This is a genomic window from Paenarthrobacter sp. NPDC091669, from assembly GCF_044756725.1.
Classification (GTDB): Bacteria; Actinomycetota; Actinomycetes; order Actinomycetales; family Micrococcaceae; genus Arthrobacter; species Arthrobacter bambusae_C.
In genome coordinates this window covers 26,933-52,630 of the sequence record NZ_JBIVTK010000017.1, presented here as the reverse complement: position 1 = coordinate 52,630, position 25,698 = coordinate 26,933, and the positions used below count along the sequence as shown (strand labels likewise).

Below are 25,698 nucleotides of genomic sequence, written 5' to 3'. Positions count from 1 at the left end.
GTCCGGCCGGTACTACTTGCCGGCCGGCAGGTTCTGCAGGTCTTCCTGGCCCACGCACTTGCCGGTGGCCTTGATCTTGCCCACCGCAGCCGCGAGTTCAGTGAGCACCGTGGCGGAGCTGATGTTCGCCGCTTCCAACTTGACCGGATCAATCAGGATCTCGGTGGCCGGTTCGCGGCCAAACGTGGTCAGGGTGTACACGGGATCGCCTTCTTTGATGACCCAATCGATGTCATTGACGCTCACGCAGCGGTCTGTGGTGGGTCCGGGAACATTCACTCCGCACCGGAGGATGACCTGCGAGGGCTCGCCCCAGGCTGCCGTGGCCTGGCTGTTGGTCTTGCGGAGTGCGGCATCGCCGATCTGGTCGGGGAGGGCAACCATCATGGGGGCGCAGGCAGGATTGGCGGCGTCGGTGGCGGCCGTGACATCAACGGCAGGGGAACAAGCCGACAAAGCGAGGACGGATACAGCGGCCATGGATACGGCCAGGGTTGTCCGGCGGAGGGTCTTTCGGTGCATCCATCCAGCCTATCCCGCGCGGGCTGCCCGGCAGATTCACGTATCCCCGGTCACATTCACCCGCGGGCTTGGCGACAATGCACGGCACTATTCTGTCAGTGGATCGCGATAGCGTAGAGCCGTGCCCGCAGAACAAACAACCGTCCAAGACCTTTCGGAATCCGAGCTCCTTGCCAGGATCTTTCCGCGCCTGAACCACAGCCCCGGCATCCTGTTGGGTCCGGGAGACGATGCTGCGCTGATCGCGGCACCGGATGGCCGCGTCCTGATTTCCATCGACACCCAAACCCAGGACCAGGACTTCAGGCTGGAGTGGAAGAACGGATACCGGACCACCGGATACGACGTCGGATGGAAGGCGGCGGCGCAAAACCTGAGCGACATCAATGCCATGGGCGGCAGCGCCACCTCCCTTGTTGTCAGCCTGACCATGCCGCCGCAGACTCCCGTCGAATGGGTCGAGGCGTTCGCCGATGGCCTCACTGCCGCAATCATCGGCCTGGGCGCCCCTGATTGTTCCGTTGCCGGCGGAGACCTCGGAAGGGGCAGCGAGCTGGCGGTGACGGTGGCCGTCGTCGGAACCCTCGGTGGTGTGGCGCCTGTGCTGCGGTCCGGAGCCAAACCCGGGGACGTCGTGGCTGTTGCAGGGACCTTGGGCAGGGCCGCTGCCGGGTGGGCTCTGTTGGAAAGCGGGTTTCCTATGGGCAGCCTGGACACGGAACAGCGGGGCTTGGTGGAGAGGCAATGCCGCCCGCAGCCCCCTTTGGCAGCAGGACCCTTGGCGGCCCGCGCCGGTGCAACCGCCATGATGGATATTTCGGACGGCCTGCTTCGGGACGGGAGCAGGCTCGCTGCCGCCAGCAACGTTGCCCTGGATTTCGATCCCGTGGCCTTGAAGGCCCATGCGGTGCCGCTGGAACCGGCTGCAGTACTTCTGGGCCGCGACGCGATGCCCTGGGTCTTGGGCGGGGGAGAGGACCATGGATTGCTTGCCACCTTCCCAGCAGGAATTCAGCTGCCGCAGGGGTTCACTGCGATAGGCTCAGTTCAAGCCGTTGTCGAGCCGCCAGGCAGCGGCGTCCGGATCGCCGGGCAAGCTGCTGACACCGTTGGATGGGATCACTTTGCAGACTAAGATCGCCGCGAATGCGCACGCCATGAAGCGTTGGCTCGGCAAGGCGGAGGTGGTCCTCGGCAACCACAGTGATCGCCTCAACGCGATCAACATATTCCCCGTAGCCGACGGTGATACCGGCACCAACCTCTACCTCACGGTTCGTGCGGCGGTGTCCGCCCTTGACGGCGCAGCCCCGGACAGCACCGAAACGGGTAGCGACGTCGGCGCAGTCCTGTCGCGCGCCGGCCAAGCTGCCATGGAGCAGGCACGGGGTAATTCGGGCACGCTGTTCGCTGTCTTCCTGTGTGCCGCCGCCGAACCGTTGGCCGGTAAATCGCGGCTGAGCGCACCGCTGCTCGCCACAGCGCTGAACAGGGCGCAGATCCGGGCATGGTCCGCGTTGAGTGAGCCCGTAGCCGGAACCATGCTGTCGGTCCTGGAAGCTGCATCGGACGCTGCGCAGGCCGTGGATGCTTCCCAAAACTCCGACGACAGCAACCACGCCCTTGGCCTCGCTCTTGATGCCATCGTGGAAGCTGCCTACCAGGCAGTTGTCCGCACTGAGGGTGAGCTCGCACAACTTCAGGAAGCCCACGTGGTGGACGCCGGGGGCGTTGGCATGCTGCTGATCCTCGACTGCCTGCGTTCCGCAGTCCTGGGTGAAGAACTCCAGGACGAACTCCTGGACGGGCTTCACGGCTATAAGCTTCAGGATCCCCACATCCATGAGCGCATGCCGGCCGACGACGGCGTGGAAGTCATGTGCACCATCAACCTTTCGCCTTTGAATGCAGCCATCCTGAGGCAGCGCTTGGATGAGATGGGTGATTCGGTCATCATGAGCCAGGTTGGTGGCGCCCGGAGCCAGGATGATGAGGACGAGGAATCCTCGGTTGAAGCAAGCTACCGGTGGAGGGTCCACGTTCACGTTCCAGATCCCGAGCCGGCAGTGGCCCTGATTCGGTCCTTGGGCGAGCCCACGGACATCGCAGTAAGCCAGTTGGCACTGCCCAGCGGAAATGGACAGGCTCCACCATCAGAGGAACCCAGCATTACAGGCCAGTCACGGCATGATTACTGAGCTGGCACTACCCCTCGAGCGTAGAATCGGCAAGCGGTCCGCGGCAGTCATCGAAAAGCATTTGGGCCTCAAAACCACGGGTGCCCTGCTGAACTACTTCCCGCGCCGGTACCTGAGCCGTGGCGAGCTGACCCCCATCAGCAACCTTCCGCTGGATGAGGAAGTCACCCTGATAGCGCGTGTCCTGTCCAACAGCACGCGTCAGATGCGGGCCCGCCGCGGCTCCATCACTGATGTTGTGGTGACGGACGAAGCCGGTGGAAGCGGGGCCCCGGGGACGTTGAAAGTCAGCTTTTTCAACGGATTCAGGGCCAAGGCGGAACTTCAGACGGGCCGGCGGGCCATGTTCTCCGGAAAGGTCACCCGCTATGGTGGCTCACTTGGCCTGACCAACCCGGACTTTTTGCTGCTGGACGAGGACCCGGAAGCTGAAGGCTCCATGGATCCTGAAAAGCTTGCCGCCATGCCCATCCCGGTCTATCCGGCAACCGCCAAGCTGACCAGCTGGTCCATCCACAAGGTGATCACGGCCTTGCTCCAGACCATGGACCTTGACGCCTTGGAGGATCCTCTCCCGGCAAGCATCGTCCGCAGGGACGGGCTGCTCAGTGTGGCTGAGGCCTACCGCCTGATCCATTCGCCGGAGACCGCCAAGGACTGGCAACGGGCGCAGGAGCGGTTCAGGTACCAGGAAGCACTGGTCCTGCAGACGGCCCTCGCGCGCCGTCGCGCCCAACTTGCAGCCGAGGAAGCCACCGCCCGCCGGCCCCGCGCCGACGGATTGCTCAGCAGCTTTGACCGGAACCTGCCTTTTACACTGACTGCCGGCCAGTCCGCCGTCGGAAAGACGCTTGCTGAAGAACTGGCGCGGGATGCTCCCATGAACCGGCTGCTGCAAGGCGAGGTGGGTTCCGGAAAAACCATTGTCGCCCTCAGGGCCATGTTGCAGGTGGTGGATGCAGGCGGCCAAGCTGCTCTGTTGGCACCCACCGAAGTGTTGGCGGCACAGCACTTCCACTCGATCCGGCGGACGTTGGGATCCTTGGCACGTGACGACGTCTTCGGCGGGGCCGGGATGCTCGGCGGGGATCCGGCGCAGGAGTCCGTTCACGTGACGCTGCTGACGGGCTCCATGCCCACCGCGGCGCGCAAACAGGCCATGTTGGACGCCGCCTCGGGCAATGCCGGAATCGTTATTGGCACCCACGCCTTGTTGAGTGACAAAACCAGCTTCCAGGATCTCGGCTTGATTGTGGTGGACGAGCAACACCGTTTCGGCGTAGAGCAACGTGACGCCCTCCGGGCCAAGGCGCAGCGACCGCCCCACCTGCTGGTCATGACAGCAACGCCCATTCCACGCACCGTGGCGATGACGGTTTTCGGAGACCTTGAGACCTCCATCCTGGATGAGCTTCCCGCTGGTCGGGCCCCCATCTCCACTCATGTGGTGGGACTGGTGGAGAACCCCGGCTGGGTGGACCGTATTTGGAAGCGGTCGCGCGAAGAGGTTGAGTCGGGCCATCAGGTGTACGTGGTGTGCCCCAAGATTGGAACGGACGACGACGGCGATTTCAGCCCGGGAGAGGCCGAACCAAGCGACGCCGAACTCGCGGAGGAAGGATCGGCTCGGGAGCTGGCATCGGTGACGGCCGTCGTCGAGAGCCTTCTGCAGGAACCGGCCCTGGCCGGTGTCCCTGTGGCGCCGCTTCATGGCCGGCAGGACCCGCAACTGAAGTCCGAGACCATGGCATCCTTTGCCGCCAACCAGGTCAAGGTGCTTGTTTCCACCACCGTCATTGAGGTGGGCGTGGATGTCCACAACGCCACCCTGATGGTGATCCTGGACGCCGACCGCTTCGGAATTTCCCAGCTCCACCAGCTCCGCGGACGTGTCGGGCGTGGCGGATTGCCTGGCACGTGCCTGCTCGTGACCACCTTGGAACCCGGGCACCCGAGCCGCCGGCGGCTTGAGGCAGTGGCATCAACCACCGACGGGTTTGAACTCTCGCAGGAAGACTTGAAGCTCCGCCGCGAAGGCGACATCCTGGGGGCCTCGCAATCCGGTGGGCGTTCCACGCTGAAGTTGCTCCGCGTCCTGGAACATGAGGACATCATTGCCCGCGCACGCACAGACGCCCAAGGCTTTGTTGCAGAGGACCCCACCCTCCAGCACCAGCCGGGACTTGCTGCGGCCATCGACGAATACTTGAACCCTGAAAAGGAGGCGTTCCTTGAACGCGGTTAGAAACCCAGGGAATGGCGGCCAGCAAGGCACGTCAGCTCCCGGAGTAATCCTGTGAGCCGGATCATTGCCGGAGTCGGTGGTGGGAACCCGCTCACCAGCGTCCCCGGGACCGCCACGCGGCCTACGACCGACCGGGTCAAGGAAGCTCTTTTTTCCCGTCTGGAATCCTTGGCGGTCATCGCCGATTCCCGCGTCCTGGACCTTTACGCGGGCTCGGGAGCCCTGGGCATTGAGAGCGCCAGCCGGGGTGCCCGCAGTGTGGACCTGGTGGAGTTCGACGCCAAGGCGAGCGACGTCTGCCAGCGCAATGCTGACTTGGTGAACCAGCTCCTGGGCGGCAAGAAGGTCTCGGTCCACCGATCCAAGGTGGAATCGTTCCTGGAACGGGTACGTGAGGGCGGGCTGTGGGACCTGGTCTTCCTCGATCCGCCGTACCCCTTGGACGAACCGGCACTGAGCGAGGTGTTGGCAAAACTGGCGCCGCACTTGGATGAGGGCGCCGTGGTGGTTGTCGAGCGGAGTTCGCGGAGCCCGGAACCGGCGTGGCCCGGGACCATGGAGTGCTTCGCGGATAAGAAGTACGGCGAAACCAAGCTATGGTTCGCGGAACCGGCCTAGGGTCGAGCCGGCCTGGCGGGTCGGGCCGGGGTCGGGGCCTTAGCCGGCGATCCGGTCCAGGTCCATCCCGGTGAGCACAGCGGCAGGATGCGGGCCGCGGGCCAGTAACTCCACCGTCCATTCCGGGGCCCACCGTTTGCGTGTGCCCACAAGAATGATGTTGCCTGGGTAACGGCCCTCGAACATGCCCGTTTCCGCGACCGCCGCAACGTCCGGCATGGCCTCACGCAAGGCCGTGACCTGGCTCCGCACCAAGGTCAGGGCGGGTTCGTCTCCCACGTTGACGATCAAAACCCCGTCAGGACCCAGCCGTGCGGCAGCTTCCTCATAGAACTCTTTGCACGCGATGTGTGTCGGGGCCTCTGGTCCGGAGAAGATATCAAGAATCACGACGTCGCATGTCACCTCGGCGTCAAGCTCCGCCAGCGCGTCGCGGGCATCGCCAATGTGGGTAGTCAACGTGGTGCCGTCGGGCATGGGAAGTTTGTGGAGCACGAAGTCCAGGAGTTCGCGTTCCAGTTCAACGGCATACTGTTCCGAACCCGGGCGGGTGGCCTGGATATAGCGGGCAAGGGTTAACGCCCCTGCACCCAAATGCAGTGCGCGGATGGGAGCCCCGGGCGCCGCAGCCAAATCCACCACATGACCGATCCTGCGCAGGTACTCATAAAAGATCTCCCGCGGATCCGCGAGGTTGACGTGTGATTGCTCGGCCCCGCCGATGCTGAGGATGAAGCTGCCCTCAATGAGGGTATCGGCGTCGATGGTGGCGTGCTGCCCCGTGGTCCGGAGGTAGCGCGAGGCGACGTGGTGTCCGGAGCCGGCGGTACTCAGAGCCGGCCCTTGAGCGAGGCGAGGCGTTCCGCGGCTTCTTCCAGGACGGACGTCTTTTTGCAGAAAGCGAAGCGCAGCAGGCTGCGGGTGCGCTCGGCCCCCTGTGGATGGCAGAAAACGGGCACCGGGATTGCGGCAACTCCCACCAGTCCCGGCAGGCGCCGTGCGAGGTCCACGGAATCGCGGATACCCAAGGGGGCGGTGTCCACGTTGATGAAGTAGGTGCCGCTGGGGACGTACACCCCGAACCCTGCTGCACGCAGCCCTTCGGCCAGAATGTCGCGTTTGTGCTGGAGCGTACTGGCAATGCCGGTAAAGAAATCGTCGGGAAGGCCGAGGCCGACGGCAATGGCTCCCTGGAAGGGTGTCCCGGAGCTGTAGGTCAGGAACTGTTTCACTGTGCGCACAGCAGAAACCAGGTGTTCAGGGCCGCTGAGCCAGCCGATTTTCCATCCGGTGAAGGAAAAGGTCTTGCCGGCCGAGGATATCGTGATGCTCCGGTCCGCTGCTCCCGGGAGGGAAGCGATGGGGATGTGGTCTACGCCAAAGGTCAAATGCTCGTAGACTTCGTCGCTGACGATGATGGCGTCGTATCTGGCAGCGAGTTCCACGATCTTCGCCAGGACATGGTGGGGGAAGACGGCGCCCGTCGGGTTATGCGGGTTATTCAGGAGAACAATGCGGGTCCGGTGACTGAAGACGTCTTCAAGGGCCGAGAGGTCAGGGAGGAAGTCAGGTGCCAGCAGGGGAGCGGTGACGTGTGTGGCACCTGCCATGCCAATGATGGCGCCGTAGGAGTCGTAGAAGGGCTCGAAGGTCAGGACTTCGTCACCAGGCTGGGTGAAGGCGAGCAGCGTGGCCGCGATCGCCTCCGTTGCTCCCGTGGTGACCAGGACCTCGGTATCAGGGTCCGGGGCCAGGCCGTAAAACCGCTGCTGGTGTGCCGTGATCGCTTCCCTCAGTACGGGAAGGCCTTTGCCGGGTGCGTATTGGTTCGCTCCGGAGGCAATGGCGGTTTGGGCTGCTGCCTTGATCTCATCAGGTCCGTCCTCGTCAGGAAACCCCTGGCCAAGGTTGATGGCTCCGGTGGAGAGGGCAAGCGTGGTCATCTCCTCAAAAATGGTCACGCCCAGCCCACCGTCGGGTGAGAGCAGGTTGGCTCCGATTGCTGCCCTCTGCCAAGGTGCGGTATAGGTACCTGGGGTGGTGCCGATGCTCGTGTCCAGGGAGGGGCTGCTGCCTGCGGATGCCATGTCTGCCATGGTATCCCGGCGAAGCTATGGGGTAGGTTCGTCTCATGAGACGAGCGGTTTGCCCTGGATCCTTTGACCCCATCCACAACGGACATCTCGAAGTCATTGCCCGGGCGGCCGGCCTCTTTGACGAAGTCATTGTGGCCGTGTCCACCAACTACGCCAAGAAGTACCGGTTCAGCCTGGAAGACCGCATGGAAATGGCACGCGAAACTCTGGCGTCCCTTCGAGGAATCATCGTGGAGCCCATGGGCGAAGGGCTGTTGGCCGAGTACTGCCGCCACCGGGGTGTATCGGCCATCGTCAAGGGCCTCCGCTCATCGTCCGATTTCGACTACGAATTGCCCATGGCCACCATGAACCGTCAGCTGGCCGGTGTGGAAACCGTGTTCCTTCCTGCTGAAGCGCACTATGTTCACTTGTCTTCGACACTCATCAAAGAGGTAAACGTTTTGGGAGGCGACATCTCGGATTTCGTCCCCAAATCGGTGCTGAAACGTCTCCTCGCTGGCGAGCCTGCAACGGACCACCCGCGCAAGGGGTAGTCTTGATGGGTACCTCGCGCCTTTATGCGGAGTGCCCCAAGCTGAAACCACCGCGCATTTATGCGCGCCCGGCGTCAGTTTGAGTCCTCAAGCGTGATCAGGCTAAGATGGTACGTCGGTCATATGTTCTACAGGAGTTCTCATTAAGCGAGATGCAAGTTCGCCCTTGGCGCTGGTAGTCAAGGACCTTGGACGTAGTCCAGGGACCATGCGGACACTCAACGAGCATGTACCTGCGCCAAGTGACCTTGGTGTGGCGCTCATTGGCGTGAAGGAAGGCTCGGATATCGAGTTGGATCTTCGCCTTGAGGCCGTACACGAAGGAATTCTGGTATCCGGCACCGTAATCGTCGATGTAACCGGCGAGTGTGGCCGATGCCTGGATCCCCTTGCGTATGACCTTGAAGTCAATGTGCAAGAACTTTTCTTCTATGAAGGCGTAGAGCTTTCGGGCGGAGAAGACGATGAAGAGCAACGTCGAGTCGAGTACGATCTAATCGATCTTGAGCCGGTGTTGCGGGACGCAGTTGTCACTATGCTGCCGTTCCAGCCGGTGTGCCGGGAAGACTGCCAGGGTCTGTGCTCCGAATGCGGAGCGCGCCTGGAAGACGAGCCGGGGCACCACCACGAGGTCATTGACCCTCGCTGGGCTGCCCTAGCTGATCTGGCTAAGACTGACCGGCAAACCGATTAGTAAGTGTTCGTCTAAGAGAGAAATGAGATAGCCGTGGCTGTTCCCAAGCGGAAAATGTCTCGCGCAAATACACGCGCCCGCCGTGCCCAGTGGAAGGCAACTGCCCCCAACTTGGTCAAGACCATCGAAAACGGTCAGGTTACGTACAGCCTGCCGCACCAGGCAAAGGTCGTTACTGACTCTGCCGGCACCGCGCTGTTCCTTGAATACAAGGGCCGCAAGGTCGCAGACGCCTAATCTGCCGTACAGGCTGACTAAGGATGTCTTCAACTGAAGAGCTTCTGAAGCGTCTCGGTGTCTCGATTGACACCGAGACGCTTCGTCTTGCTCTGACACATCGCTCATACGCGTATGAGAACGGCGGGATTCCCACCAACGAGCGCCTCGAGTTCCTCGGCGACTCCATTCTGGGATTCTCCGTCACCGACTCTCTGTACCGTGAGAACCCCACGCTGCCTGAAGGCGAGCTCGCAAAGCGGCGCTCCGCCGTCGTCAGTACGCGCGCCTTGGCCGGAATCGGCCGGGACATTGGCGTTGGCGAGTTCATCTACCTCGGGCAAGGCGAGAAGCTGACCGACGGTAAGAACAAGGCCTCCATCCTGGCTGACACCATGGAAGCCTTGATTGGCGCCACCTATCTGTCCAACGACATGGAGACCGCCCGCCAATTGGTGATGCGGCTGGTGGGTCCGCTCCTGAAGGACGCCGGAGCCCTTGGCGCCGGAACTGACTGGAAGACGAGCATCCAGGAATTGACTGCCAGCCGGCAACTGGGCGCCATCCACTATGCCGTGGAAGGTTCCGGACCGGACCATGCCCGTACCTTTGAAGCCGTGCTGAACATCGGCGGAACCCCCTACGGACGGGGCTCGGGTCACTCCAAGAAGGAAGCGGAACAGGAAGCCGCCGCTGATGCCTGGCGTGCCCTGACCGCCTTGGATCCGACTGCTGCCGGTCCTGCTTCCGCTTGAGCCCCGATGCCTGAGCTTCCCGAAGTAGAGGTAGTACGCCGCGGCCTGGCGCGTTGGGTCCGCGGCCGTTCCGTGACCGGCGTCGATGTCCTTGATCCGCGGTCCATCCGACGGCATGCCCTCGGAACGGAAGACTTCATCGGGAACCTGGAACACGCCACGGTGCTGGATGTGGTGCGGAGAGGCAAATTCCTCTGGATGCCCCTTGCCATGCCGGGTTTGCCTGACACCGAATCACGCCCCGCTGAAGACCTCCCAGCGGTGGCTCTCATGGCCCACTTGGGAATGAGCGGCCAGCTGCTGATGCAGGACCCGGATGTTCCGGATGAAAAACACCTCAAAGTCAGGATCAAGCTCAGTCCGGTGGAAGGCATGCCGGAACAGTTGCGGTTCGTGGACCAAAGGATTTTCGGCGGCCTGTTCGTGACGTCCTTAATACCGACGTCCGACGGCGGCCCTGGCGGTTTGGGCGAAACACCACTTCCGGAGATCGCGGAGGAAGCCGCCCACATTGCCCGGGATCCCTTGGATCCCCATTTTTCCTTCGACGCGTTCTACCGAAGGATCAAGAACCGGAAGACGGGCATCAAGAGGGCGCTGCTGGATCAGTCAGTCATCTCCGGCATCGGCAACATCTACGCGGACGAGGCCTTATGGCGTGCCCGTCTCCACTACGCCAGGGCTACGGACACCATGCGCCGCGCGGATGCCGGGAAACTGGTCGAAGCGGTCAATGACGTCATGAACGCCGCATTGGCCGCTGGCGGAACCAGCTTCGACTCCCTCTACGTGAATGTCAACGGAGACTCCGGGTACTTTGCCCGATCGCTTAACGCGTACGGGCGTGCCGGCGAACTGTGCAGCCGTTGCGAGGCAATCGGCCTTCACAGCGTCATTAAGAGGGAACAGTTCATGAACCGTTCCTCCTATACGTGTCCCGTATGCCAACCCCGGCCACGGAACGGACGATGGTAAGGCCAAAACTGTTCCGGAATCCGGATCGCAATGGCAGACTGTCCCCATGAACAGCTTGGCGCTTCGAATCGCCATCGCAAGGATGAACGCCACCTCAATCCGGGTGGCGTCACTTCTATCCGCGGCCGTTCTTGATGCAGGATCCACCTGCTTCTTCCGCGGCCCAGCCGGTCCAGGTAAGCCATGATGGCGCGGCGGCTGGTCATAGCAGGTATCTGCCTTGCTGTTCTCATTGCCGCCGTGGCCATAGTGTTCGACCAGATGGCCAGACCGGGAGCCACGTCCGCGCAAGCTCCTCCGTCGTCCACTTCGAGCCCTGACGGAAGCGCCGGGTCCGCTGGCGCAACCGCGCCGACGTCCGGCAGCACGGCGTCGGACGCTGCGAATAGTGCAACCGGGGGCAATGCTGCCGGGGGCAGCGGCAGCGGTACCAGTGGCACAGAAGGCAGTGCCGGCCCATCTACTGCCAAGCCCCTTGAAGTCCTCCCTCCTGTCACTGCCACGCAAACAGGCTTGCCTGAACCTTCCGCGCCCGCACCGCTCATCACTGGTGCACTTCCTGAGCCCGGCAGTGCGTCGGGTGAGCTGGTGGACGGCTGGCCCGACGGCGTCTTGTCGCTGCCAGCCGGGACCACTATCGGGTCTACCTCGGTTTCCACGTCCGGTGACATCCTCCAGCTGGCAGCTGACGGCATTGTTGCCAAGCCACGGGCTGAGGTCCTGGACTCCTTCCGCCAGTCGTTGGTCTCACGCGGATTTTGGACCGAGGACGCACCGGCCGCGGACGGCGCGGTGGCGGCACGCTTTGTGCGGGGCGCTGACACAGTGACGGTTTCAGTGTCCACGACGGGAACGGGCAACTCGCGCTTCCAACTGTTGGGCAGCCTGCACACGAGGGCGGAGTAGGGAATCGATGTACATTTCGCTTTCAGACCATAGCGGCGGTAAACGCGACAAGTCACGGAACACCGCAACGGCACTGGCAGCGGAGGTGCCGTTCCGTTTGTCCCCGGTCATCCTGTGGTTGGGCATTGTGAGCATGGTGACGGACGTTTCTTCCGAATCGGTCACCGCAATCCTTCCCTTGTACGTGACGGGATTTTTGGGGTTGTCCACTATTGCGTTTGGCTTGATCGACGGCATCAATCAAGGCGCCAGTGCCATCGTCAGGATTGCGGCAGGGTGGGCAGCCGACCGCAGCGGACATCCCAAACGGATTGCGCTGGCCGGTTACGGCCTTTCCATGCTTGCGAGAATCGGTTTCCTCTTTGCCGGTGGTTTCTGGGCGATTGCGGCCATTGTGACCGGCGACAGAATCGGCAAGGGAATTCGGACTGCACCAAGGGACGCACTGATCTCGGTGTCCGCCCAGCCCGAACATTTGGCGCGGTCCTTTGGCGTTCATAGGATGCTGGACAATATAGGGGCTGCGGCCGGGCCGTTGATCGCTTTCTTTGTCCTGTTGATGATTCCCAACGGATTCAGCACCGTCTTTGTGGTATCTCTTGCCTTCGCTGTCATCGGGGTCGCCGTCCTGGCACTGGTCGTGCCGGATATCCGCGCCCACGGCCTGAAGAGTACTGAGGGACGGGAGGACCGGCGGCTCTTCGCCTTTTCGTGGAGCCATTTGAAGGAACCGGGGCTGGGTAAGCTGCTGATCGCCGCAGGCCTTCTGGGCGTGGTGACCATCGGTGATGGCTTCATCTACCTGGTTCTGCAGGCCAGGGATTCGTTCGCCGTCCAGTGGTTCCCGTTGTTGTTCGTCGGCACCAATGTGGTCTTCCTTGCCCTCGCAGTTCCGCTGGGGCGGCTGGCTGACAGGGTGGGCAAAATTCCGGTTTTCGTGGGCGGGCATATCGCCTTGCTGGCAACATACCTTCTCGCTGCGGCACCTTTCGGTGGATTGTGGGGCACTGTGGGATGCCTGGTCCTGTTGGGAGCGTTTTATGCCGCAACCGATGGCGTCCTGGCCGCCTTGGCCAGCCAGCTCACGCCGGCGGGGAAGCTTGCTACGGGGATTGCTTCAGCCCAAACGGTGGTGGCGTTGAGTCGGATGACCGCCTCTGCGGGCTTTGGGGTGCTCTGGTATGCCGTGGGTGCGCCGACGGCCATGGTAGTGGCCAGTGGACTCCTGGCCTGTGCAGTGGTGGCTGTTACCGTGATCCTGCGAAGTGCCAGGCCAGCCGCACACCAGGACGCGGGCAGCGGGGCATGAGCGGGACACTGATCGGCAGCAAGGCGCGGTGGGGTGTTCTCCTCGCCGTGACGGCACTTGTGCTGGCAGCAGCCGGGATCTATGCGGTGGGCGCCTACCAACGGTTCGAAGAGAGCAGGACCACGGCTTCGTCCGTGGGTGTCACTGCTGGCCAGCCGCTTCCGGCTGCTCCTTTTGTCCTTTTCCGGAACACGGCGTCGGGCCAAGGCTATGGCAATGCAGCAACTGTGCCCCTGTCCGCTCCGGGCGGTACCAGGGCGGTGAGTGAACAAGAGTGCGACCGCGTCTATGGAACGGCCGGAACCGTGGTGTGCTTGAAGACGAACCGCGGGCTGGTGACCGCCTTCGAAGCAGCAGTCATGAACCGCGACTGGCAGGTCCAGCGTTCATGGCCCCTGCCGGGCATTCCGAGCAGGACCAGGGTCAGTGCTGATGGCTCCATGATCGCTACCACCGTCTTTGTCACGGGTCACTCCTACGCTGCTTCGGGATTTTCCACAGCCACTGAAATCAGTTTGCCCGGGGGTACGTCCGGAAACCTCGAGGACTTCGCGTTGATGGTTAACGGTGAGCGCCTGGTAGCCACGGACAGGAACATTTGGGGAGTGACCTTTGCCCCTGGACAGAGTGATGTTTTCTACGCCACAGCGGCTTCGTCGGGCCGTATCTGGCTGGTCCGGGGGAGCTTGTCGGCAAAAACCCTCACGGCCATCCATGACCATGTGGAGTGCCCGTCGATCTCGCCGGACGGCACCCGGATCGCTTACAAGAAGAACGACGGCGGCGGGCTGGTGGCCCATTGGAGGGTCGCCGTCCTTGACCTCGCGTCAGGTCAGGAAACGGTTCTTGCGGAAAAGCGCAGCGTGGATGACCAGATCGAATGGTTGGATGACCGGAACCTGCTCTATGGCTTGGCAGATGAGGCAGTGGAAGGCGACAGCAACATATGGCAGCTGGGAACCTCGCCGGGCTCACAGCCGAGCCTGTTCATCGCCCACGCGTGGTCTCCAAGCGTCGTTCGCTGAAGCAGCCACGGTGAATAGTGTGCCTGGCACAGCTCCGCTGGCGCCCGGCCCGGAGTTCAGAGGTCGGACGCCAGCGGAAACGCTCTCAGCAGACCCTCAGCAGGTACCCAGCAACCCGCAGAGCAACCCACCTGACTGCGTTGGACTGGGAGTCGGACTGGGCGAGGGGCTCGGGGAAGCAGTAGCCGTCGCCGTTGCCGTGGGTGACGGTGTGGGCGTGGCTGTCTGAGTAGCTGTGGGCGACGGAGCGGGTGCTGCCTGCTGCTGCGCCGGGGTAGTGAAGGAGTACACCACATCGACAAAGTAGTTGGTCGCGTTCCAGGAGTTGGTCGGCATGACGCCCCCGGATCCATACCGATAGCGGCCGTTGTTCGGGCCACTGGCGGTGAACACCCCGCTTGTGTAGGTCTGGTTGAAGAACGCAGAGGTGTAGGAGTAGCGGCCGTTGGGTGCCCTGTAGGACACTACGTAGGTTTGGCCTGTCACCAACGCGACTGGCGCGGAGAGGGTGGCAGTTTGCCAGCCCGTGGCCGTTTCGTTGGTGAAGGTCACCTGCGCCAGCCGGGTGCCCGCCGAGGTCCACAGCGAACCCACATGGGTTCCGGTGTTGCCGGCCCCTTTGTAGAAACGTATGCCGGTGACGTTCCCTGCCTGCGAAACACTGAAGGCTGTTCCGAGTTCAACAGGCATGAAGTCGGACGCCGAAACTACCTGGGGCGTCAGCGATCCAAAGATCGTGGATACCTGGACAGTGGGTGCCGCAGTGGTGAATTGCCAGTTGGTAGTCGGGAACGACTGCCCCTGTTGGGAGACGACATTACTGACGCTGGCCGAGATCACCGTGCTGTTGGGCAGCGCCGCGGTGGGGCTGAACGTGACGGTCCGGCTGTCCGCAGAGAGGACAGCTGCACCGGCTACAGGAGTGCCGTTCGCCGTCAGGGTGAACGATGTTCCTGGGTTGATGGCGGACGAGAAGGTGATGGATGGTTTGACGTCCGTCGGAATGCCCGTGGCGCCAGGGGCAGGGACCTGCTCGGTTACCGTCAGGGGCTGGGCGGGCGTAGCGAACACTACGTCCACCAGATAGCTGGCCGTGGACGATGCTCCGGGAAAGTCGCCGTTGTAGCTGAAGGCACCTGAGTCATTGGCAGTGCGCAGAGGTCCGCTCGTCAAACCTGCACCAAATCCGCCGGCGGTGTAGGAGTACTTGCCGGTGGGAGTCTTGTACGCAGCGACGTACTCAGTGTCGGCTTCGATGGTGACAGGTTGGCTGAACGTTGCGGTTTGCCAGCCAGTGCTTGACTCGTTGGTGAAAGTAACAGTTGCGAGGAGTTGTCCCGTTGCCGTGAAGAGCGAACCGGTGTGGGTTCCCGTGTTGCCGGCCGCCTTGTAGAAGCGCACCCCGGTGATCTGGCCCGCCGTATCGCTGGCGAACCGGACGCCGAGCGACAGCGCGACACCGTCATCGGCGTCGGGCGTTGTGGGCGTCACGGTGTCTTGGTAGAGCGTGCAGGGGCAAACGCCGGGGGTACGCGGTGGGGGAACAGTCGTGAACGTCCAGGTTCCGCCGGCGGACATCGGTTGTCCGGAGACTGACGTTGCCGTTACCGTCGCCGTGTAGGAGGTTCCTGCAGCCAGCGGAGCGGTGGGGGTGAAGGTGACTTTGCGGGTAGCAGAGTCGTAGGCCGTCGTGCCGGCTACAGCCGTGCCTCCGGTCACTTTCACCGTCAAACCGACGCTGGATGCCACTGCTGCCTCGGACAGCACTGCGCTGACCGCGGTGTTCAGCGGAACACTGGAAGCGTTCGGCAGCGGCGAATGAGAGCCGACCGTGAACGGTGGGTTCGGCACTGTCACTACGACGTCCACCAAGTAGCTGGCGGTCGATCGGGAAGCGGCAAAGTCACCGCTGTAGGCATAGGCGCCGGCATCAGATGCTGCCCTCAATGGTCCAACACTGAGCCCGGACCCGAAGCCGTTGGCGGTAGCCGAGTAGGTACCCGTCAACGATTTATAGGAAACGATGTATTCCGTGTTGGCAGCCATCTGTATTGGCTGGCTGAACATCGCCGTCTGCCATCCGGAGGAACTTTCGTTGGTAAATGCCACCGTGGCCAACTGCTGGCCTGCCGCGGTGTACAAGGCTCCGTTGTGGGTACCCGTGTTCCCCGCGGACTTGTAAAAGCGCATACCCAGCACTTCACCAGCCGATACGCTGGAGAATCTCACACCGAGCGTCAACGGCACGCCTTCACGCAGTTCGGCGATCCCGGGTGTGACGGAATCATCGAAGAGGCTGCACGGGCAAGAACCCGGAACAGGCAACGTCGCTGCAGTGGTGAAGGACCACGTCCCGCCGGCAGTGACCGGGCCGCCGATCGAATCGGTGCCTGACAACGTCGCTGTGAATTGGGTGCTGAACGCCAGGGCGTTCGACGGCGTGAAAGTCGCCCGCCGCGTCGCGGCGTCGTACGCCGTAGTGCCGGCCACAGGTCCCGACGGTGACTGCAACGTCAGCTGGACGCTTGCTGCCGTGACGGGCTTGGAGAAGACAGCACTAACTTTGGTGTTCACGGACACGCTCGACGACGACGGAATGGGCGTGTGGCCCGAGACGGTCATGGGGGAGCTGTCTACCGTGCTGAAGAGCGCGTCCGCGAAGTAGTTGCCACCGTTGAAGCTGGTGGTGGGGAATCCTGGCGAGGTGCTGTAGACGCCCGCCGGTTCAGCCCCGAAACCACCAGCAACCTTCAAAGGCGCGTCGGTGGAACCGAAACTCGCCCATTGATAGTCCTTGGTGGCGTAGTGGCCATTGGGTGCCCAATAGGACGCCGTATATTTCTGGCCGGCCGCAACAGGCACGGCCTGGCTGAACAGGGCTGTTTGCCAGCCGGAGGCCGTTTCATTGGTGAACGTGGCTGTCGCCAGGCGCTCGCCGGTTGCGCTCCACAATGAGCCGGTGTGCGTGCCGGTATTGGCGGTGCTCTTGTAGAAGCGGACGCCGGTGATAAAGCCGTCCACTGACGGGGTAAACCGCAGACCCATTTCGTAGGCTCCACCGTCACCTGAGTCTTTGACCACAGGAACTGTTTGGCCGAATACGCTGTACGGTCCGCTGAGGGTCAGGTTCCTGGTGGCGGCGGCACCGATGTTGGCGCTGTCGTCGATGGCCCGCGCCTGGATAGTGGCCGTTGCGAGGCCCTTTTGGATATACGTATAGGTCCAACTCTGCTTGCCCGTGGCGGGGTGCCAGGTGGCGCCGCCGTCGGTGGAAACTTCGACACCGGCCACCACTCCACCCACATCTGTGGCTGTGCCGGTCACGGTGACGCTGCTGCCGTGCGCCACGGTGGCTCCATTGGCAGGTGTGGAGATGGCGGCGGTGGGCTTGGTGGTATCGGTGCTGGCGGCGGCAGCGACCAGTCCTGCCGCCCGCGTAGCGGGCTGCGCGCCCATGTCGGCGAGGATGTTGACCTGCGCCTGCCTCATGCGGGTGTCGGCTGGAGCACCATTGCCGTCGTGCATCTGGTCCAGGCCCCAGGTCCACTGGACGCTGCCCGCCGAGAAGACCAACGCGCCACTGGCTGCCCGATACAGGGTGAGATTATGCGTGGTGGTCCCCGGAGCCACGGTGTTTCCAAAGTCCTGAAGATATTGTGGAACGTTTCCCACGGTGGTGGACAACCGGATCAAACCTGCTGGACGGAATCCATTGTCCAGGTCTTCGTTTGATTCGTATCCCACAGTATGGGGAGCCAGCGCTGCGGATGAACCGGCGGCAAGCGCCGCCAAAGGCGTATTGCGCCACAGCCGGGTCTTACCTTCTTCCGCGGACACCGTCACGGGCAGGTCTGAGAAGTTGGACATATACAGCGTGCCTGTCAGGCCATTCTCGGGCAGGCCGCCGCCGTTGGCTTGGGCCGCGAAGCGGGGATCACGCCACGTGCCCGTCCATTGGGCAGTGGGATCAATTTTTTCATTTGCCCATGTTTCCTTGTAACAGGTCAGCGTCCGGTTGGCGGCACCGTCAACGATCGATGGCTCAAACCGTGTCCTCCAGTACATTTCGTTGCCCGAAAGGAATTGGAGATTCACTCCTGCATCCCGCGCCGCCGTGACGTTGGCCCGTTGGGGACCTGACCAGTATTCGTCGTGTCCTACTGACAGGAATACCTTATGGTTCAGCAATTCTCCGCCGTTGCGGTCAGCATCGAGGCCGCTGATGTAGCTGACGTCGTAGCCGTTCTGTTCCAGAAAACGCACCATGGGGTATTCGTTGGCGAAATAGAAGTCCCGGCCATCCGGACCTCCCCTGGTTGCCACGGGACGGTTGTAGCTGACCTTATAGGCACGGCCGTTCACCCCCTGGTAAAAGTCAGCCCCGCCGTAGGAGTTATACGCCTGCCAGGTCTGGTCCGCCGTCTGGAAGACCACGGCAGAACGGTTGCCATCGTTGCGGACGACGAACGTGATGTGGCTCATGCCGCCCGTATCGGGACGCCGGAGGAGCGCAATGTAGACACCCGATACGGCCGTGGAGGGCACCTGCCACGTTGCAGATACCGCCCAAGTGCCGCAGTCGTAAATTCCGGTGGTGACATCAGTCCGGCAAGCTGGCTGGTTTTGCCGGAGGACTGAAGGCGTGACATCGGCGACCTTTCGGGCTCCGTTGCCCGCATACCAGCCTGTCCGGTAAATCGCGATGGTGTAGCTGGGCGCGTTGGTGTCCACCTTGAAGCGGATGGGTTGGCCGGCGTTGACACTGATTTCCGTGGAAAATCCCTGGATTGTATCGTCGCCGGCACCATCAATATCCCACTCGGAGGGGGGACTTCCCGTCTTGGAGTTCTCGCACACCACGGCGTTCACCACGGGATCGCAGGGACCCGCAGCCACCGCCGCTGGCGCAGTGAGGGGCAAGAGGGCCGCCACCGTGGCGATCACCAAGGGCACGAGGAAACCCTTGAGGACTCGCTGGGGTTGGTTGGCTGAAGTACCGGGCATCAGAACTCCTGGGGGTGGCGCGCCGAAAATGCGAATGCGGGTCCGCGGTTTCACGCACGGTCCCTGCTTGCCGCTCCCCAGCCAGGGTCAAACCAAGATCTTCAGTTATGGAACACGGGGCGTTGTGCACTTGGCTCGACGTTCCGAAGATCGGGACCGGATCCGGCAGTGGCAGAACCAAAGTTCATGCTGCAGCCGGATCACCGGAACGAACAGGCCAAGTAGCCCTTGGCAGGAGTGTAGGGGTGTGGCCTTCCGACCACAAGGCGTTCCGGCAACAGATCCGTAGATTTCGCTCGAACGGCAGTAGATTTAGGGGATACAACCACCCGGGCCACCCAGGAGAACCGAAGCGCCTTGCACCTGAAAAGTTTGACTGTCCGAGGATTCAAGTCGTTCGCGTCGGCTACGACGTTCGACTTTGAGCCCGGCGTCACTGCTGTCGTCGGTCCCAACGGATCGGGTAAATCCAACGTGGTTGATGCCTTGGCATGGGTGATGGGGGAGCAGGGTGCCAAAACCCTGCGCGGCGGCAAGATGGAGGATGTCATCTTCGCCGGCACGTCCGGCCGGCCGCCCCTGGGCCGCGCGCATGTCTCCCTCACCATAGACAATGCGGACAACGCGCTCCCCATCGACTACAGCGAAGTCACCATTTCCCGGACACTCTTCCGGACCGGCGGCTCCGAATACGCCATTAACGGCGCACCCTGCAGGCTCCTGGACATCCAGGAACTCCTCTCCGATTCCGGCCTCGGCCGTGAAATGCACGTCATTGTGGGACAGGGCCAACTGGACAGGGTCCTGCACGCCACACCGGAAGACCGGCGGGGCTTCATTGAAGAGGCCGCAGGCATCCTCAAGCATCGCCGCCGCAAGGAAAAGACCGTCCGCAAACTCGAAGCCATGCAGGCCAACCTGGCACGGCTCGGCGACCTCACCGCGGAGATCCGGCGCCAACTGACTCCCTTGGGCAAGCAGGCGGAAATCGCCCGCCGCGCCCAGACGGTCCAGTTCGATGTCAGGGATGCCAGGGCCCGCCTCCTGGCTGATGACCTGGTGCAGCTCACCACCAGTCTTGAACAGGATGTTGCTGACGAGGCTGCGTTGAAAGAACGACGCCAGGTGGTGGAGGCGGAGCTGGGGACCGGACGTCGGCGTCAGGCTGCCTTGGAACAGCAGGCTGCCGAAGCAACCCCGAAGCTCAACGCCGCGCGCGATCATTGGTACCAGCTCTCTGCCGGCCGGGAGAGGTTGCGCTCTCTTGGATCCCTTGCGTCTGAACGTCGCCGGCTTCTTGGTTCCTCCGAGGCCGCGGCGGATACGGGGCGGGACCCGGATCAGCTGGAACGTCAAGCCGCCCGGGTCCGCGAAGAAGAGTCTGCCCTGCAGCACGACATCCTGGCGAAGCAAGCCGCACTTCTTGAAGCCACCGTGGCCAAGGACGCTGCTGAATCGCTGGCGGCTGCCGAAGACAAGAGACTCACGGCCATGTTGCGCGCCGCTGCCGACCGCAGGGAAGGGCTCGCCAGGCTTGCGGGCCAAGTGGCCGCTGCCAGGTCCAGGGCCGAAGCCGCCGAAGCTGAACGTGGCCGGCTCAGGGAATCCCTCGCATCCGGCGATGAACGTCGACGTAAGGCCCAGAGCGAGTTCACGGCCCTTGAATCCCAAGTGGCAGGCGTTGAGGACGGCGAGGAGAGCCTGGACGCCGACTATGAAAATGCGAACGATGTCCTGGATGCCGTCCTTGCTGAAATTGAGGAACTGAAAGCGGCGGAACGGGAAGCTGTCCGCGAGAGGGATGCCTTGACGGCGCGCCGGGATGCCCTTCAATTGGGACTCAACCGCAAGGACGGCTCTGGCAGCCTGCTCTCGGACGGGGGCGTTCTTGGGCCCCTGGCTGCACTGGTGGCCATCGAGCCGGGGTTCGAGACTGCCGTTGCCGCGGCCCTGGGGAGTGCGTCGGACGCCTTGGTGGTGGCAGATGCTGATGCCGCATTGGCAGCCATTGCCTCCTTGAAAGACAACGACGCCGGCCGTGCAGCATTGCTCCTGGCCGGCGGATCTGCCGGCGGTGCTGACCATGGTGCCGGTGTGCTGCTTCCCTCCGGCAGCCGCTGGGCTGCGGACGTCGTGAAAATTTCCGATCCCACAGCCCAAGGCGTGTTGGCCCTGCTGATGGGGACCGCCGTCGTCGACGATCTTCGGACCGCGGCAGCGTTCGTCAAGGAACACCCGGAACTCAGGGCGGTCACGCGTGAGGGCGATGTTCTTACGGCGTTGACCGTCACCGGCGGTTCAGCCACAGCGCCGTCGCTCCTGGAAGTCCAGGCAGCAGTGGACGACGCCGGTGCCCGCCTCCAGGAGGTCACAGCCCGTTTGGAGAGGGGTCGTTTTGCCCTGGCCGGCGCCCAGTCCCGCCGCGCCGAAGCGCAGGACCGGGCCGACGCCGCGCTGGAACGCCTGCACGAGTCCGATGCCCGTCTGGCGGCAGTGGCGGAGCGCCTGGGGCATCTCAATTCCGTTCTTCGCAGTGCCGTGGGCGAAAGCGACAGGCTGGCTGACTCCATGGCCAAGGCTGAAGCCAACATCGCTGAAGCCCAACTGGATCTTGAAGTGGCCGCGGAACGGCTCGCCGCCGCCCAGGAGGCCCCGGACGAGGAACCATCCACGGATCAGCGCGACGAACTGGCCGCGCAAGCCAGGATGGCCCGGTCCTTCGAAACAGAAGCGCGCCTGGCCCTCAGGACCGCAGAAGAGCAACTGGGGGCCATCAGCAACCGGGCCGCGTCGCTTGAGCGGGCGGCCGCAACGGAACGGCGCGCCCGTGAAGAGGCGGCCCGTAGGGCCCAGCGCCGCCGTGCCCAGGCGCAGCGTGCTGCAGCAGTGGCGTCAGCTGTGGAACAGGCCCTGCGGTTCATCGATGTCTCGGTTGAGGCTGCCGGCTGGGAGCGCGACCTCGCAGAGCAGACGCGGGAACGGCTGGAGACGGAACTGACGCTGGTCCGGACCGGTAACGAGGCCCTGGCGAAGGAGCTGGCCGAACTAACGGATTCCGTGCATCGGGACGAGATGGCGCGAACCCAGCAACGCCTGCGCATCGAGGCCTTGGAGACACGTTCCATAGAGGAACTCGGCCTGTCCGCCGAACAACTCGTGGCGGACTATGGACCCGGGCTGCCTGTTCCGGTGCCCGCCGGAACCACTAACGACAAGTGGGCAGAGCTCCGGACACCCGTTGATGAGCATGGCGAAGCAATCGTGGAAGGCATTCCGTTCGTCAGGGCAGAGCAGGAGAAAAGACTCAGAAAGGCTGAGCGGGAGCTGGCTGCCTTGGGCAAAGTGAACCCCCTGGCGTTGGAGGAGTTTGCCGCGCTCGAAGAACGGCATCAGTTCCTCAGCTCGCAGCTCGAAGACCTCAAATCCAGCCGCAAAGACCTGTTGGACATCATCAAAGAGGTGGACGCCCGGGTCCAGCAGGTCTTCACCGAGGCCTTTGCCGACACGTCCGCCCAGTTCGACCACGTCTTTGCCCGGCTTTTCCCCGGCGGCGAGGGAAAGCTGGTGCTCACGGATCCTGACGACATGCTGAACACGGGAATCGAAGTGGAGGCACGACCCGCGGGCAAGAAGATCAAGCGGCTGTCCCTGCTCTCCGGCGGTGAACGGTCCCTCACGGCTGTGGCACTGCTGGTGGCGATTTTCAAGGCCCGGCCGTCGCCGTTCTATGTCATGGACGAAGTGGAAGCTGCGCTGGACGACACCAACCTGGGCCGGCTCATCACCATTTTCGAGGAACTGCGGGAGTCCAGCCAGTTGATTGTGATCACCCACCAGAAGCGGACCATGGAAGTGGCAGACGCCCTCTACGGGGTGACGATGAGGGGCGATGGCGTCTCCACTGTCATCAGCCAGAGGCTCGGTGCCGGGGCGTAGCTTTATGAGAAGGTAGGGGAGTGAACGATTTCCTACCCATAATTCTGTCCATTCTCGCTGCCCTCGTGGTGGTCGGCGGACTCGTGCCGGTACTCCTGAAGGCCCGGAAGTCCGGGGCGAAGTACCCCGGAACCCGGGATGCGAACGACCCCCTGCAGTCGCCGGCAGCGGGCGGCGGAACCTTGGTGGAAGAGCGCCCGGACGCGGCGAAAGCCCCGGCGCCCACCTTTGACGGAACTGTTGAGGGCGCGGATGTGCCCGATGATGCCGCCGGGCTCGAGACCATTGCCATCGACACCCCCGCGCCGGTCGAAGGCCGTCTGACCCGCCTGCGCGCCCGCTTGGTCAAGTCCAACAGCATCCTGGGCAAGGGCCTCCTGGCTCTGCTGTCGGGCGACAAGATCGACGAAAACGTGTGGGACGAGGTGGAGGAAACCCTCCTCCTGGCCGACCTAGGCACCGAACCCACCCTGCAGTTGGTTGATGCGCTGCGGGAGCGCGTCAAGGTCTTGGGCACCCGCAGCCCCGAGGACGTCAAGGCGATGCTCCGCGAGGAACTCATCAAGCTCGTGGATCCCTCCATGGACCGTACCCTGAACGTCGAGCGCAAGGGCGACCGTCCCGCCGTCGTGCTGGTTGTTGGTGTGAACGGCGTTGGCAAGACCACCACGGTGGGCAAGCTGGCGCGCGTCCTGGTTGCCGAAGACAAGGACGTCCTGCTGGGCGCCGCTGATACCTTCCGCGCAGCCGCCGCCGAGCAATTGGCGACGTGGGGACAGCGTGTAGGTGTACCTACCGTCAGGTCCGACATCGACGGCGCCGACCCTGCCTCGGTGGCTTACGAGGCCGTGAAGGCCGGCATCGACCAGGAGGTCGATGTTGTCATGGTGGACACCGCCGGACGACTGCAGAACAAGACCGGCCTGATGGACGAACTCGGCAAGGTCAAGCGGGTCATCGAGAAGTTGGCTGAAGTGGACGAGGTCCTGCTGGTATTGGACGCCACCACCGGGCAGAACGGCCTCAACCAAGCCCGGGTTTTCGCCGAGGTGGTCAATATCACCGGCATCGTACTGACCAAGCTGGACGGAACCGCAAAGGGCGGGATCGTTGTGGCCATCCAGAAGTCGCTGGGTGTGCCGGTCAAGCTCATTGGCTTGGGCGAAGGCCCCGACGACCTCGCACCGTTCGACGCCGAGAGCTTCGTGGACGCGCTGCTCAACTAGCGCCGGTCCAGGCAACCAGTGCGGGTCCTAAACCCTCGCACTCAACTGGCTGGCAGCATGGTGTGCTCTGAGGACTCAGAGCACACCATGCTGCCAGTCAGTTTTTGGGTTTAAGGGGTTCACGGGCCGGCAGCCATGCTGCTGCCGTGAGGAGCAGAACGCCACCTGTGATCCCAAACGCCCAGCCATAGCCCAGCTGGTCAGCCAGGAGGCCCGCCACAACCGGTCCGATGATGGCACCCGTGTCCGCAGCCATTTGGAAGACCGCGAGCACCTTGCCTCCGGAGCGTCCCCTGCCGATGACATCAGCGACGGCTGCCTGTTGGGCCGGGCCCAACAAGCCGGATCCGAACCCAGCCACCGCGGAAGCGACAAGGAATCCGGTCAAGTCCGTGGTGAGACCGATAACACCGGTGGCGGCACCAGTGATGAGCAGTCCGGGGATCAGCAGGGGCTTCCGTCCCCAGGCATCGGCCAAACGCCCGCTGAAGGTCAGGGCCAAGGCGTTGCCCAAGGCAAAGATGGCCAAAGCCCAGGCTGCCGTCTCAGGTTTGGACTGCAGGACAGCCACCGCGAACAGTGGAATGGTGGCCATGCGGACGCCGAACGTCACCCAGCCGTTACCGAAGCTCGAGAACACCGCAGCGCGGTAAGCGGAGTCGGACAGAGCTTCCTTCAGGGTCATGGCCGGGGCTGGCTCAGCATTTTCTGCGGCGTTGCCCTCACCGCTCAGCAGGGTCCGGACCACCAGCGCCGCCACCAGGAGCGCTCCTGCGTACGCCAGGAACGGTACCCGGAGGCCGAAACCCGCCAGCAGACCTCCTACTACCGGCCCCAGGACGCTGCCGATCAGGAAGGCCGAGGCGTACGCACCGGAAACCCGCCCGCGTCGTTCAGGGGGTGCGAGGCGGATGAGCAGTCCCATCGCGGCCACGGTAAACATGACGGATCCGGCCCCTCCCAGGCCGCGGAAGATCAGCAGTTGCCAGTAGTCCTGGGCAAACGCGCACGCCGCCGTGGACACCGCCACGATCAGCAGGCCCGAGACGTAGACGTTCCGCTCTCCAAAGCGTCCGATCAGGGCACCGCCTGCCGGAGCAAACACCAGCCTCATGAAGGCGAAGATGCTGACGATCACAGCGGCAGCCGTGGCTCCAACATCGAAGGTGGTGGCGAATTGCGGCAAAACGGGGGCCACCAGCCCAAAGCCCAAAGCGATCAGGAACGCTGCAGCCAACATCACCTTAATATCGCGGGGCAACGGGGCTTTCTCCTGCCGGATCCTTGGAGCTTTGACGGATCTGGGCGACTCGGTCATACGGGGCGGGTCCTTCAAGGTGATGTGGGGCCGCGGTGGGCCGGATGGTCAAAAACCGGGGACTTTCCAGAGAAGTCCGACGCCTGAAACATATCCGTAACACCGGAGATATGCACCAT

The 25,698-nt window shown here is 63.2% G+C and carries 19 protein-coding genes; 14 read left to right on the top strand and 5 right to left on the bottom strand.

Annotated elements, in window-relative coordinates; all coding sequences use genetic code 11:
- Nucleotides 1–12: 12 nt before the first annotated feature.
- Complete coding sequence (locus ACIQLI_RS21625) at nucleotides 13–522, bottom strand: DUF3515 domain-containing protein (protein WP_354228512.1); 510 nt, start codon at nucleotides 520–522, stop codon at nucleotides 13–15.
- A 121-nt stretch (nucleotides 523–643) separates the two neighbouring features.
- Here ACIQLI_RS21625 and ACIQLI_RS21620 point away from each other — a divergent pair, with 121 nt between their 5' ends.
- From ACIQLI_RS21620 to rsmD, 4 genes are read left to right on the top strand one after another with little or no spacing between them, the layout of a single operon-like run.
- On the top strand, nucleotides 644–1,657 hold the full coding sequence (locus ACIQLI_RS21620) for a thiamine-phosphate kinase (RefSeq protein WP_400392298.1): 1,014 nt from the start codon (nucleotides 644–646) through the stop codon (nucleotides 1,655–1,657).
- 22 nt (nucleotides 1,658–1,679) lie between these two features.
- Nucleotides 1,680–2,720: a DAK2 domain-containing protein gene (locus tag ACIQLI_RS21615; RefSeq protein WP_354228516.1), complete on the top strand. Its 1,041-nt coding sequence runs from the start codon at nucleotides 1,680–1,682 to the stop codon at nucleotides 2,718–2,720.
- Nucleotides 2,710–4,965 (top strand): ATP-dependent DNA helicase RecG, encoded by a 2,256-nt coding sequence (locus ACIQLI_RS21610; protein WP_400392295.1) that lies wholly within the window; start codon nucleotides 2,710–2,712, stop codon nucleotides 4,963–4,965. The genes ACIQLI_RS21615 and ACIQLI_RS21610 overlap by 11 nt, the downstream gene beginning before the upstream one ends.
- 51 nt (nucleotides 4,966–5,016) lie before the next feature.
- Nucleotides 5,017–5,583: a 16S rRNA (guanine(966)-N(2))-methyltransferase RsmD gene (rsmD, locus tag ACIQLI_RS21605; protein WP_354228520.1), complete on the top strand. Its 567-nt coding sequence runs from the start codon at nucleotides 5,017–5,019 to the stop codon at nucleotides 5,581–5,583.
- 39 nt (nucleotides 5,584–5,622) lie between these two features.
- Here rsmD and ACIQLI_RS21600 read toward each other — a convergent pair whose 3' ends face one another.
- Together ACIQLI_RS21600 and ACIQLI_RS21595 are read right to left on the bottom strand one after the other, a co-directional pair.
- Nucleotides 5,623–6,417 carry a spermidine synthase gene (locus tag ACIQLI_RS21600; RefSeq protein ID WP_400392327.1) on the bottom strand — a complete coding sequence of 265 codons (795 nt, stop codon included), beginning with the start codon at nucleotides 6,415–6,417 and terminating at the stop codon, nucleotides 5,623–5,625.
- Nucleotides 6,414–7,679 (bottom strand): aminotransferase class I/II-fold pyridoxal phosphate-dependent enzyme, encoded by a 1,266-nt coding sequence (locus ACIQLI_RS21595; RefSeq protein WP_400392291.1) that lies wholly within the window; start codon nucleotides 7,677–7,679, stop codon nucleotides 6,414–6,416. The genes ACIQLI_RS21600 and ACIQLI_RS21595 overlap by 4 nt, the downstream gene beginning before the upstream one ends.
- A 35-nt stretch (nucleotides 7,680–7,714) precedes the next feature.
- Here ACIQLI_RS21595 and coaD point away from each other — a divergent pair, with 35 nt between their 5' ends.
- The 8 genes from coaD to ACIQLI_RS21555 all read left to right on the top strand — a co-directional run bounded on the left by coaD (nucleotide 7,715) and on the right by ACIQLI_RS21555 (nucleotide 14,095).
- Nucleotides 7,715–8,215, top strand: coding sequence for a pantetheine-phosphate adenylyltransferase (gene coaD / locus ACIQLI_RS21590; RefSeq protein ID WP_354228524.1), 501 nt, complete (start codon nucleotides 7,715–7,717; stop codon nucleotides 8,213–8,215).
- Between the two features lie 166 nt (nucleotides 8,216–8,381).
- Nucleotides 8,382–8,909, top strand: a complete 528-nt coding sequence (locus tag ACIQLI_RS21585) for a DUF177 domain-containing protein (RefSeq protein ID WP_089595442.1) — start codon at nucleotides 8,382–8,384, stop codon at nucleotides 8,907–8,909.
- Nucleotides 8,910–8,942: 33 nt separating this feature from the next.
- Nucleotides 8,943–9,146, top strand: a complete 204-nt coding sequence (gene rpmF, locus ACIQLI_RS21580) for a 50S ribosomal protein L32 (protein ID WP_011775139.1) — start codon at nucleotides 8,943–8,945, stop codon at nucleotides 9,144–9,146.
- Between the two features lie 23 nt (nucleotides 9,147–9,169).
- Complete coding sequence (gene rnc, locus ACIQLI_RS21575) at nucleotides 9,170–9,880, top strand: ribonuclease III (protein WP_354228527.1); 711 nt, start codon at nucleotides 9,170–9,172, stop codon at nucleotides 9,878–9,880.
- Nucleotides 9,881–9,886: 6 nt separating this feature from the next.
- Nucleotides 9,887–10,855 carry a bifunctional DNA-formamidopyrimidine glycosylase/DNA-(apurinic or apyrimidinic site) lyase gene (mutM, locus tag ACIQLI_RS21570; RefSeq protein WP_400392287.1) on the top strand — a complete coding sequence of 323 codons (969 nt, stop codon included), beginning with the start codon at nucleotides 9,887–9,889 and terminating at the stop codon, nucleotides 10,853–10,855.
- A gap of 183 nt (nucleotides 10,856–11,038) precedes the next feature.
- Nucleotides 11,039–11,761 (top strand): hypothetical protein, encoded by a 723-nt coding sequence (locus ACIQLI_RS21565; RefSeq protein WP_400392284.1) that lies wholly within the window; start codon nucleotides 11,039–11,041, stop codon nucleotides 11,759–11,761.
- A gap of 85 nt (nucleotides 11,762–11,846) precedes the next feature.
- Complete coding sequence (locus tag ACIQLI_RS21560) at nucleotides 11,847–13,070, top strand: MFS transporter (RefSeq protein WP_400392324.1); 1,224 nt, start codon at nucleotides 11,847–11,849, stop codon at nucleotides 13,068–13,070.
- Nucleotides 13,067–14,095: a TolB family protein gene (locus ACIQLI_RS21555; protein ID WP_400392281.1), complete on the top strand. Its 1,029-nt coding sequence runs from the start codon at nucleotides 13,067–13,069 to the stop codon at nucleotides 14,093–14,095. Before ACIQLI_RS21560 ends, ACIQLI_RS21555 begins: the two co-directional genes overlap by 4 nt.
- Before the next feature lie 96 nt (nucleotides 14,096–14,191).
- On the opposite strand, the gene ACIQLI_RS21550 is transcribed toward ACIQLI_RS21555, so the two are convergent.
- The gene (locus tag ACIQLI_RS21550) at nucleotides 14,192–19,099 is read right to left on the bottom strand and encodes a DUF4082 domain-containing protein (protein ID WP_400392278.1); all 4,908 of its coding nucleotides are present in this window, start codon (nucleotides 19,097–19,099) and stop codon (nucleotides 14,192–14,194) included.
- 357 nt (nucleotides 19,100–19,456) lie between these two features.
- Here ACIQLI_RS21550 and smc point away from each other — a divergent pair, with 357 nt between their 5' ends.
- A complete protein-coding gene (gene smc, locus ACIQLI_RS21545; RefSeq protein ID WP_400392275.1) occupies nucleotides 19,457–23,035 on the top strand; it encodes a chromosome segregation protein SMC in 3,579 nt (1,192 codons plus the stop codon).
- A gap of 20 nt (nucleotides 23,036–23,055) precedes the next feature.
- Nucleotides 23,056–24,261, top strand: a complete 1,206-nt coding sequence (ftsY, locus tag ACIQLI_RS21540; protein WP_400392272.1) for a signal recognition particle-docking protein FtsY — start codon at nucleotides 23,056–23,058, stop codon at nucleotides 24,259–24,261.
- Nucleotides 24,262–24,358: 97 nt separating this feature from the next.
- Here the strand turns inward: ftsY and ACIQLI_RS21535 are convergent, their stop codons facing one another.
- Nucleotides 24,359–25,579 (bottom strand): MFS transporter, encoded by a 1,221-nt coding sequence (locus tag ACIQLI_RS21535; protein WP_400392269.1) that lies wholly within the window; start codon nucleotides 25,577–25,579, stop codon nucleotides 24,359–24,361.
- Between the last annotated feature and the right edge of the window lie 119 nt (nucleotides 25,580–25,698).